This is a genomic window from Verrucomicrobiota bacterium (genome assembly GCA_034440155.1).
Lineage (GTDB): Bacteria > Verrucomicrobiota > Verrucomicrobiia > JAWXBN01 > JAWXBN01 > JAWXBN01.
In genome coordinates, this window is the sequence record JAWXBN010000114.1 from 1 (window position 1) to 10,521 (window position 10,521).

Below are 10,521 nucleotides of genomic sequence, written 5' to 3' on the forward strand. Positions count from 1 at the left end.
CCCTACAGGAAAGCCGGATGTACACAGCGTGTAGGGCAAGCGGCCCTGCTTGCCACAGGCCAGGCGTTCACGGACACATCCGACATTCGGCAACCGGGCCTCGGTCGCCCTACAGGAAAGCCGGATGTACACAGCGTGTAGGGCAAGCGGCCCTGCTTGCCACAGGCCAGAGTTTCACGGACACATCCGACATTCGGCAACCAGGGCCGGTCGCCCTACTGGAAAAGAATTTCTCGCGAAGTCCGCGAAGGAAGCAAAGTTTTTTTTCCGACTGGAGGGACATGCTTCCGCATGTCCGAGATCACGGGACCAAACCGGAATTTATCCGTGAAACCCCGGGCATGCGCAAGCCTGCCTCTGCAGTAGGGCAACAAGGATATCCCCTCCCAGACCCTATCCGAAAACGTAAACCAAACAAACTGGAGGGACGAGTTTCTCACTCGTCCGGGCCGCACGGACACATCCGACATTCGGCAACCAGGGCCGGTCGCCCTACAGGAAAAGCCCGCTACAAAAAAACTATGAACTTTTTTTCCGTGTGGCCCAGTAGAAAGGGAGTCTGTGCAAGTGGGCAATGGCATAAATGACAACAGTATCCTTGTCGATACTGTAGAAAACGCCATAAGGAAATTTTTTAACCAATGCCCGGCGGATTCCCGGGATACATTCAGGATAGAGCTCCGGGTAACGGGATAATCTCAAGATTGTTTGTTGAATGACTGTAATGAATTGTTTGCCCAGACCTTCGAGTTGTTCTTCATACCAAAGAAAAGCTTCATCCAATTCCTTTTCAGCAAGAGGATCAAAAACAATATTCACAGATACTTATCCATGACCTGTTGATAGGAACGGGTCCGGGTCCGGCCAGTACGCATCAATGTCTTGCGGCGGGAGACTTCTTTGATCCAAGCCTTTTCAATCAGGGGGTCTGGTTTGTCCAGATCAGTCAGAATCATGTCCACGAGTTTGACTTTCTGACCGATTCCCATGTTTTTGGTCTGATTGAAAATTTCTTTAATCGTCATCCCCTGAATATAAGCAGATTTTAGGTTGTTTAACAAATTAAAGTTGCCGTTTGAGTAATTTACCCCACGCCGCAAAAAATGAGTTTCTCGTCCGGGCCGCACGGACACATCCGACATTCGGCAACGGGGCTCGGTCGCCCTACAGAAAAGCCGGATGTACACAGCGTGTAGGGCAAGCGGCCCTGCTTGCCACAGGCCAGAGTTTCACGGACACATCCTCCCCCCCCCAAGTTCCCGCGAACACGGTCGAGCGAGAGAATCTCGACCCTTCATATCCCCGCATCTATCCACCTTCGTGTCTTTCGTGCGCTTCGTGGTGCAACTTGCTCCTCTTAATTGGAGGGACATGCTTCCGCATGTCCGAGATCACGGGACGAAGCCGGAATTTGCCACGGGCTCTGTCGTCCTGCAGCTCGGCTAACTTCGTGCCTAGTACTTTGCACCTCCTCCCCCGCCGCCATTGGGCGGGGAAGGGTGCGGGAGGATAGTTTTTATTGTTCTGAATAATTCCAGAGGAGGCCGCCGTCGACGAATACGGTGGTGCCGGTCATGTAATCGGCATCGGTGGAGGCGAGGAATGCGGCAATACCGGCGACGTCTTCGGGTTTACCGAGGCGGTTGAGCGGGATATTCCCCAGCAGAGCTTTGAGCAGGTCGGGGCTATTCATGAGCTTGGAATTTATCGGGGTCTCGATCGCGCCGGGGGCGATATTATTAATCGTGATATTGTAGGGGGCCAGCTCGATGGACAAATTACGCGTGAGCATTTTTAGCGCACCCTTTGTCGCACAATAACTGCTGAAATGGGGGAAGGGGAGTTCCTCATGGACAGAGCTGATATTGATGATCTTGCCGGGTTGTTTGACAGCCATCCGGTGTTTGACGAATTCCTGAGTAGCAAAGAAAAGGCCTTTGAGATTCACATCGAGGACAAAGTCGAAATCCTTTTCGGTGACATCCCAGAAAGAGGCATTACGTTCGACCCCCGCATTATTGACGAGGATATCGATCTGGCCGGCTTTTTGAACGGCGATCTGGATCATTTCGGCATCTTTTTGGGCGACCGAGAGGTCTTCAGCGACAAAAACGACTTTGCGACCGAGATCGGTAATGGCTTTTTCAGTGGCCTTAGCACTATCGGTTTCAGAGCGGTCATCGATGATGATGTCGGCACCTTCTCGAGCGAGGCGGATGGCGATAGCGGCACCGATACCTTGGGCGGCTCCGGTGATAAGGGCGGTTTTTCCAGCGAGTTTCATTTTTTAGGGTCCTTTGATGTTCGGGTTAATTTTTCCAATTCTTCTTTAGATAAGCAGGGGAATTCCCCAGCGATATCCACACGCGGCTGCATGAGCTTTGCGATGAGGCCGGTCCAGCCTGTCTGGTGGGAGGCCCCCACGCCACGGCCACTGTCCCCGTCGAAATATTCATGGAAGGGCACGTAATCGCGGAACGCGGGATCATCCTGCATTTGAGGGTACAGCCCGTAAACCGGGCGGCGTCCTTTTTCGTCCTTGAGGAAAATGCGTTTCAGGCGTTTGGTGATCTCATCGGCCACCTCTAGGATGGTCATATAAACACCCGACCCCGTCGGGCACTCGATCGTGAAATCGTCACCGTAATAATAATGGAATTTCTGGAGGGACTCGATCAGGAGGTAATTCATCGGCATCCAGATGGGGCCACGCCAGTTCGAGTTCCCCCCGAAAAGGCCGGAGTCGGATTCGCCGGGCAGGTATTTGACACAGAGGTCGGGTCCATCGAGATTCATCCGGAAGGGATGGTCGAGGTGATAGCGGGACAGAGCGCGGATCCCGTAGTCGGAGAGGAACTCCGTCTCGTCGAGCATGCGACGGAGCAGGGCCTTCATCCGGTGCCCGCGCAAGAGCGAGAGCAGGCGGCGTTCGCCCTTCCCACAGACTGTCCAGCGCGAGACGAGGTTAGCCATTTTTGGTTTATGATTTAGGAACCACTCCATGTGCTCGGCGAAATTTGGGAATTTCTCATGGAGATCGGCGGGCAAGACCATGACGGCAAAAAGTGGGGTCAGGCCCACGAGGCTCCTGAGGCGGACGGGAATCGTTTGTCCGTCATCGCGGTGGACGACATCGTAGAAAAACTGGTCCTCTTCATTCCAGAGATCGGCATTATGTTCGCCTTCCCCAGACATGGCCCGGGCGATGTAGAGGAAATGCTCGAAGAATTTAATGGCGGTCTCTTCATAGACGGAATTAAAACGCGCCAGCTCCAGAGCAATTTGCATCAGGTTCAGACAATACATCGCCATCCAGCTCGTGCCGTCGGTCTGGTTGAGATTATAACCGGGGGGCAGGGGGGCACTGCGGTCAAATGCCCCGATATTGTCGAGGCCCAGGAATCCGCCTTCGAAAATGTTATCGCCTTTTTCATCCTTGCGATTAACCCACCAGGTGAAATTAATCAGGAGCTTATGGAAAATTTCTTCGAGGAATTTAACGTCGCCTGTGCCCCCGTTATATTTCCGGTCGATCTGATAGGTGCGGAATGCTGCCCAGGCGTGGACGGGAGGATTTACATCACTGAAATTCCATTCATAAGCCGGGATTTGGCCATTCGGGTGCTGGTAATAAACTTTTGTCAGCAGGCGTAACTGGTCTTTGGCGAAAGTGGGATCAATAATCGAAAAGGGCAGCATGTGGAAGGCGAGGTCCCATGAGGCGAACCAAGGATACTCCCATTTGTCGGGCATGGAGAGGACTTCCGAGGAATGGAAATGGAACCAGTTACTATTCCTGCCGGTGAGCCTTTCCTTTGGCGGTGCGGGCTGGGTAGGATCCCCTTTCAGCCATCGGGAGATGTCATAATGATAGGATTGTTTGCTCCAGATCATTCCGGCGAATGCCTGGCGCTGGACATTCTTTTCATCTTCACAGGTGATCCCCGTTTGGATCTGGTGATAAAATTCGTCGGCCTCCTTGATCCGTGCAGAGAAAACGGAATCAAAATCAGCAAAAGCTTCTTGTTGTGGATTTTTACTGAGACGGACGCGGAAGGTCGCTGATTGGCCGGGACCGACGGATGTTTGGTGGAGGACCCCGAGTTTCGTACCTGTGCCCGAGGGATTCACCACGGTTTGATTACCCGCGATGACGTATTCGTGGAATGCGTCTTTGTAGTAACCCCCGGTGTCCGGTGTGCCGTAGAGTCTGGGTGTATTCGTTTCATTCTGGGTGAAAAGAGGGGTGGTGCTGTCCTCGTAATAAAAATGGTAACTGCCGATATAAGGATCGGGGCAATCGAGATTCACGCATTGTGGATTTGTCAGGGCCAAAACGGGGCGTGCTTCGCCCTCGGACCAAGACCAGTTATTCCGGAACCAAAGCTGGGGGATGACCCACACGGGGGCGGTCTCTGGACCTTTATTGGTGAGCGTGACCCGCATCAAGATGTCTTCGGCGGAGGCTTTTGCGTATTCGATAAAGACATCAAAGTAACGGTTCTCATTGAGGACACCCGTATCGATTAATTCATATTCATGCTCGAGCTTGGAGCGTTGGCGGTTGACCTCGATTAATTGCCCATAAGGGAAGGCGGCCTGGGGATACTTATAAAGCATCTTCAGATAGGAATGGGTCGGTGTGGCATCGAGATAATAATAAATTTCTTTCACGTCCTCGCCATGGTTACCTTCGGAATTCGTCAGGCCAAAGAGCCGTTCTTTGAGGATCGGATCTTTACCATTCCACAGCGCGAGTGCGAGGCAGAGCCGCCCGGCATCGTCGGAGAAACCCCCGATCCCGTCCTCACCCCAGCGGTAAGCACGGCTGCGGGCCTGGTCGTGGGTGAAATTATTCCAGGCATCACCATTGGCACTATAATCCTCGCGGACAGTGCCCCATTGGCGTTCTGAGAGATACGGGCCCCACTGGCGCCAGTTAGTGGTATTTTCCCGGATCTCGCGTAAGCGGTCGTACTCGGCACCGGTAATGGGGGGTTGCTCAGGCATGGATTTACTTTATCGGGGTGATGATCATGTGGTAGAGGCCGGGTAACCCGCTGGAGAGGACGGCCACCCCGATGCACAAGACGAGGAACCCGAGGATTTTATTCAAGGCATTCATACCGTTGCATCCGAGTTTATTTACGAGGGGTTCACCTATACGCAGGCAGATAAAATTTAGCAGTACCATCAGGAAAAGCGCGATCAGGCTACCGCCAAAAGCCTCCACATCATGGGCTCCCACACCCAGGGAGATAGCGACACTCATGGCCCCAGGATTGGCCATGATCGGCAGGGCCATCGGGCTCAGGGAAATGTCAGTCTTGTCCACGGCTTCCTTGTGTTCGGCATCATTGAGTTTCGGAGCAGCATTAAGCATCTGCCATCCGACATGCGCCACGACGAGGCCTCCCGCGACCCGGATGATGTCCACGGTCAGGCCAAACATTTTGAGGATGATTTGCCCGGCTAACATAAAAACCGCCAAGATAATAAATGTATAAACGCAGGATTTGAGCGCCTGTTGTTTCCGGTAACTGTCCGTGTCCCCGCCGGTGATGCTGTAAAAAATCGGGGTATTACCCACGGGATTCAGCAAGGGGAAAAATGCCGCCAGTCCGGCCCAGAGGGATGTAAGAAAGAGTGCGCTCACGGGTTTAGTTATTAAATGGAGTCATAGGCCCGCTCAAGAGGTTTCTTTGAATATTTCGGTGACAGTCAGGTTAAATTCTCAAGGTTACGCTTCGATGCAGGATATTTTTTTTAAAAAAAAGCATACACAGTGAGGGGATATCCTTACTCCGGAAAGCTCTGGCGATCTATCCAAAAAGCAGGGCTTGTTTGCGCCCGGCATCAATGGTAAGTCTCTTTTTATGGGGCATTATGTGGAATACCGCTCAGAGCTAATGAATGGGGGATAAACTAATGTATCTCATCATGATCATCCTTTTAATGTTTGTCTTTCCGGTGATATCGATCCTTGTGGAGTTCTTTGTTTTACGGAATCCCGCAGGGACCATTTTACTCGTGGGAAAATGGTTCGTTTTCTGGGGGGTGGGTGTCCGTCTTTTTCTGGCCGGACTACGGCAGTCCCTGACACCCTCATTCACTGCTGAAAAGATTTTCGGGATTACGGATAAAAAATCTTTGATCCTCGTGCAGGAACTCGGTTTTGCAAATTTGGCGATAGGAATCTTAGGGATATGCAGCCTGTTTTCTCCCAGTTGGCTCACTCCGGCGGCGGTTTGTGGGGCACTTTTTTACGGCTTGGCTGGCATCCGCCATATCACCAGTAAAAAAAACGGACTGGGGCAAATCGCGATGATCTCTGACTTGTTCCTTTTTGTCGTCCTACTGGTGTATGTGGCCGCAGCAATTTGCTGAGATAATGGAGGGGGCTTTGAATTACGCAGATGCTTAGACATCATGCCAGCGATGTGTTGGCTGTCTGGACGAGCGTGTCAATAAAGTGACGTAATGGGGGTGGGGTCTGACCTTTTTGCCAGAGGATAATAATATCCCATCGTGCAAACGGATCGGAAACGGGAATGAATTTGACGTACGGATGACGATAAGAGCGGAAATATCCCGGTAATAATGTCACGGCCGATTCCGCAGCTACCGGACCGAGTACATGCCTGATGCCGTCGATTCTTCCTAGAGAAAACGCGCTGAGTTCATCAGAGGCCACGAAGAAATTGTCGAGTTCCTGACGTGGAGATGGACTCATGCGCCGTCGAGTCGCTAGCAATAAAGATCATCCGATCAAAAACAACCGTGAGCAAGATACTGACTGCGACGATGAGCAAAGGCAGGAACCAAAGCCTCGAATGAAGGTAGCTCCAGAGAAGTTCCCCCCCCAGTTTATTCATAAATGTTTTTTTCTGCCATTTTTCCCCACCGTCGTATCGCCCAGCATGTCGTAAACGTAAGCCATTTTTACGAGTACGAAAGCTGTAGCGGTCAGGGGAATGGCGAGTAGGACGCCGAGGAATCCGCATAAGACGCCCAGCAGCACCAACGCCAGCACGGTCAATGCCGGTGGCAACAAGACGGTGTAGCGTTGGACCAAGGGCGCGATGACATTGCTTTCGATGACGCAGTTCACCACCAGATAAAGCAACACGACATAAAAGGCGTGCCACGGACTGATCAGGAAGGCGAGCAGGATGGCGGGAATCGCGGAAACCAGAGCCCCGACCATGGGGACAAAATTAAACAGACCCGCCAACACGCCCAGCGCAATCGGCAGCGGAATGCCGATGAGCATTAACCCTATGCCAGTGAGGGTGCCGACCACGATCATGGAAAAAAGCTGGCCCAGCAGCCAGTTGCGCAGCGTCGTACCGATCTCATCGAGGATTTCCCGGACACGGGCGCGCTTGTGGATCGGAAAGAGATGGAGGAGTCCTCCGACATACACTTGGGGTTCCGCAGCCAGATATAAACCGAGAAACAAGACCAGACCGAGACTCGTTACTGCTTCCAGGCCGACGGAAAAGAAGCCGCCGACCTTTGTCATGATTTTTTCGCCATCCAAACCAAAATCAGAAAGAACGGGCAGTTTTTTTTCCAGATAACGAGCCCACTCCATTCCCTGAAGTTGCTCCCGAAACTGGCCCAAGGCCCGGGGCAATTCGTTGGCCAGTTCGTTAAATTGCTCCTCCGCATGCGGCGCGACTAGCCAGCCCGCCAGTGCGCACAGGGCCAGTAAGCTCACTACCACGAGCACGAGCGACGAGATCGGTGATAAGGGAGTCCGGGTGCTGATCAGATTTGCCAAACCGCGCAAGAAGATGGCCAGCAGGATTCCCGCGAAGACAATCAGCCAGACGTGTATCGAAAACCAGATCAGCAACCACAGCACGGCTATAGCCGTCACCACGCCCGTGACCGTCAGCACACGCTTGACGAATTGGCCGTACGAAAGTGCTGGAGTTACTCGTTCTTTTTTGATGGGTTCATTAGTCATGATTCAGTATTCTTTTATTGCCGGGTCTAGAGACCTTGCGAGGGTGAACGCTGGTGGTGGCTCCTAGGAGATTCTCCCCCTCGTCCACCGACTGGGCTTGACGGGCCTGCTCCTCAATGATGCCGGCCTCGTTGGATAACCCCGCTTCGGCTTTTGTGGAGACTGTATCTAATCCTTCCGAGCGCAGCGACTCGCCGGATGATTTGAGCGAAGCAGGGTCCTTCGTTGGCTCCTGCTTCGTGTCGAGCATTGTGACGGGGACGCCGTGGGGGAATACAACTTCTCGTGCCTCGTCGGGCATGCTGATGCCGTGTTTCTGAAAGGCTCGTTTTACCAGCCGGATCACGGAAGACCGTACCTTGAGCCAGCTGTGTTCATGGCCATTGATCCAAAAGTAGATCCTTAAATTTACGGTCGCTTTGCCGAGGTCGTCTGCCAGTACCCAAGGCTCTGGCTCTTTCAAGACCGCTGGGTGATCCAGTAGCACCTTCAGGGCGACATCCTGTGCTTCATCAATAGCGTCGTCATAACCGATCCCAACGACGAAGTCCTCCCGCCGGTTTGGGGTAGCGGTAAAGTTTTGAAGTGTGCTCTTGTAAACAGCGGCGTTAGGGACTTGCACGAGATTGCCGTCGAGGGTCAGTAACACAGTGGTGCGGATATTCAACTGCCGCACATAGCCGGTGACTCCGACGATTTCGACCATATCCCCCGTTTCAAAAGGGCGCTGGATGCTCAAGAATATGCTGGCTAGGAAGTTCTCCGTGATGTCCCGAAAGGCGATGCCGACAGCCAGTCCGACCAGGCCGGTTCCACCGACGATCGTCAATGCCAGTTGAGTCAAACCGGAGACTCGTAGGACGACATAGGTGCCTGCAAGAAACACGATCACGCCCAGACCTCCCGCGAGGACGCCACGCAAAAGTTTCGCCCGGACTCGGCCGATGAGAAATTTTCGAGTGCCGCGCGCCGTTAACCATCCGGCCCCTGCCGACAAGGCCAGGATAAACAACGCGACAAGGAGGAACGGAAGGGAGCGGATAAGATCGCGCGACAGTCCCGAGAGCCCGCTTCGCGCCCCCCGAAAGTCCCAAGCGGACGGCTGGGACACTTCTATCCGGTTAGCCACGGCGACCACGTCCTGGGTATTACGAGTCAGGTCGCCAGCCCATTTCTTGATCTCATCACTTTCAGACCGGCCTTTGAGAAAAACAACGCCATCGACGACCTCGACTTGCGGCGCGACGATCCAGCCGGTGGCCTCCAAGACGCTCTGGAGACGTTTACGTATCTCCTCGTCGTGCGCGATTGGTTCCACGGCCACTTTTTCCGGCGCGAGAGAAAGCTCCTCCTCCTTGGGTATAGGTAGATTATGGGGAGCGGACGGGTCTGCCTGCGCCATCACCGATGTAGTCAGTGCACTCCACCAGAGGAAGCCTGAGAATGCCGCGCGCAAAATTCGGAGCTGGAGGTGGCTGGATTGTTTCACCAGCAAACGTAGGTGCCAGAAGCTTGACCGCAGAATACTCAAATGCAGTTTGAGTTTATCCATGGATCACCTCCGGGCCTGAAGGTAATGATCGCAGCGAGTTGCTCTTGCCTTTTGCCCGGACTTCCGTCTGCGCCGCACGAGATAGCAAAATCCGAAGGCACCGAAGTAGCTTGAGAGATAAGCCCACACGATGAAGAGCACGACGCAGCCCAGTGCGCCGTAGAGTACTTTGGATTGAGCGAAGTAGGCTACATAAACCAAGAATACTAATTGGCAAATCCAGATCATGGCCGTCGCGGCCAGTCGCCGCCGTAACGGTACGAGCTGATCATACAGCGCAAACCGGATGCTCGACGACCCGCCGTTGATTGCCAGAAGAGACAATAACTCGTGGTTAGCCTGCACGGTCTTACCGCGTGTGGCAAACTCCACTGGGCTTGCTGTACTTTTTGACTGTAGATAGATGGGCATGTCAGGAGTTACCTTAGCGACAATGTGAGGCCGTTATTTACAGCAGCATCCAGACTCGCCCTCGGGCTCGGCCCCGTCGGTCGTGGATAGGAACTTCTCCCGGCAGGGGGAGCTGCAAAAGTAGAAGGTCTTTCCAGCGCGTGAGGTGTGGAGAGCGGAGGTCTCGTTTACAGTCATACCGCAGATGGGATCTTTGGTCTCAGTTTTTGTTATATTCATGATCAAATGGTACACAGGGAATTTGGAGAACGATATAGGGTGAATACCCCACCGAGTATCAAGGTACTCGAGCGACACCCGGAAAAACGTGTGTTTCCAAACCTCAAGTCGAGCGAACGCGGCTGTGGTGCCAAGGTATCCACGGCGCTCACACAGAGGACCAGTCAAATGATGCCCGGTCACCTTTCAGGAAATGGAGGCGTTCATGAAAGAAAATATCTCAAATCTCAGCATGACCCCTATTCTATAAAAGGCGCTGGTGGTTTTTCATCGCTCCAAGGATACCCGTTTTTGTCGGCCTTGGTGCACCCGACAATCTGCGGCCACGACTAGAGTGTTGGCGTCCGCCCCATGCGGCTCCGTC

Annotated in this window: 11 protein-coding genes; 1 reads left to right on the top strand and 10 read right to left on the bottom strand. The window is 53.3% G+C overall.

Annotation, left to right across the window (positions count from 1 at the left end; translation table 11 throughout):
- Positions 1 to 519: 519 nt before the first annotated feature.
- The 5 genes from SGI98_11710 to SGI98_11730 form a co-directional block, all read right to left on the bottom strand.
- A complete protein-coding gene (locus tag SGI98_11710; protein MDZ4744069.1) occupies positions 520 to 819 on the bottom strand; it encodes a type II toxin-antitoxin system RelE/ParE family toxin in 300 nt (99 codons plus the stop codon).
- A complete protein-coding gene (locus SGI98_11715; GenBank protein MDZ4744070.1) occupies positions 816 to 1,025 on the bottom strand; it encodes an addiction module protein in 210 nt (69 codons plus the stop codon). Before SGI98_11715 ends, SGI98_11710 begins: the two co-directional genes overlap by 4 nt.
- Before the next feature lie 491 nt (positions 1,026 to 1,516).
- Complete coding sequence (locus SGI98_11720; GenBank protein MDZ4744071.1) at positions 1,517 to 2,284, bottom strand: glucose 1-dehydrogenase; 768 nt, start codon at positions 2,282 to 2,284, stop codon at positions 1,517 to 1,519.
- A complete protein-coding gene (locus SGI98_11725) occupies positions 2,281 to 5,010 on the bottom strand; it encodes a glucosidase (GenBank protein ID MDZ4744072.1) in 2,730 nt (909 codons plus the stop codon). The genes SGI98_11720 and SGI98_11725 overlap by 4 nt, the downstream gene beginning before the upstream one ends.
- A gap of 4 nt (positions 5,011 to 5,014) precedes the next feature.
- A complete protein-coding gene (locus SGI98_11730) occupies positions 5,015 to 5,656 on the bottom strand; it encodes a MarC family protein (protein MDZ4744073.1) in 642 nt (213 codons plus the stop codon).
- Between the two features lie 284 nt (positions 5,657 to 5,940).
- Between SGI98_11730 and SGI98_11735 the strand changes: the two genes are divergently transcribed.
- Positions 5,941 to 6,387: a DUF6790 family protein gene (locus SGI98_11735; protein MDZ4744074.1), complete on the top strand. Its 447-nt coding sequence runs from the start codon at positions 5,941 to 5,943 to the stop codon at positions 6,385 to 6,387.
- A gap of 40 nt (positions 6,388 to 6,427) precedes the next feature.
- Here the strand turns inward: SGI98_11735 and SGI98_11740 are convergent, their stop codons facing one another.
- The 5 genes from SGI98_11740 to SGI98_11760 form a co-directional block, all read right to left on the bottom strand.
- Complete coding sequence (locus tag SGI98_11740; protein ID MDZ4744075.1) at positions 6,428 to 6,733, bottom strand: hypothetical protein; 306 nt, start codon at positions 6,731 to 6,733, stop codon at positions 6,428 to 6,430.
- Entirely contained in the window at positions 6,684 to 6,875 is a 192-nt protein-coding gene (locus SGI98_11745; protein MDZ4744076.1) for a hypothetical protein, read from the bottom strand. The genes SGI98_11740 and SGI98_11745 overlap by 50 nt, the downstream gene beginning before the upstream one ends.
- The gene (locus tag SGI98_11750; GenBank protein MDZ4744077.1) at positions 6,872 to 7,975 is read right to left on the bottom strand and encodes an AI-2E family transporter; all 1,104 of its coding nucleotides are present in this window, start codon (positions 7,973 to 7,975) and stop codon (positions 6,872 to 6,874) included. Before SGI98_11750 ends, SGI98_11745 begins: the two co-directional genes overlap by 4 nt.
- On the bottom strand, positions 7,968 to 9,527 hold the full coding sequence (locus tag SGI98_11755; GenBank protein MDZ4744078.1) for a mechanosensitive ion channel family protein: 1,560 nt from the start codon (positions 9,525 to 9,527) through the stop codon (positions 7,968 to 7,970). The genes SGI98_11750 and SGI98_11755 overlap by 8 nt, the downstream gene beginning before the upstream one ends.
- A 444-nt stretch (positions 9,528 to 9,971) precedes the next feature.
- Entirely contained in the window at positions 9,972 to 10,157 is a 186-nt protein-coding gene (locus tag SGI98_11760; GenBank protein MDZ4744079.1) for a YHS domain-containing protein, read from the bottom strand.
- Between the last annotated feature and the right edge of the window lie 364 nt (positions 10,158 to 10,521).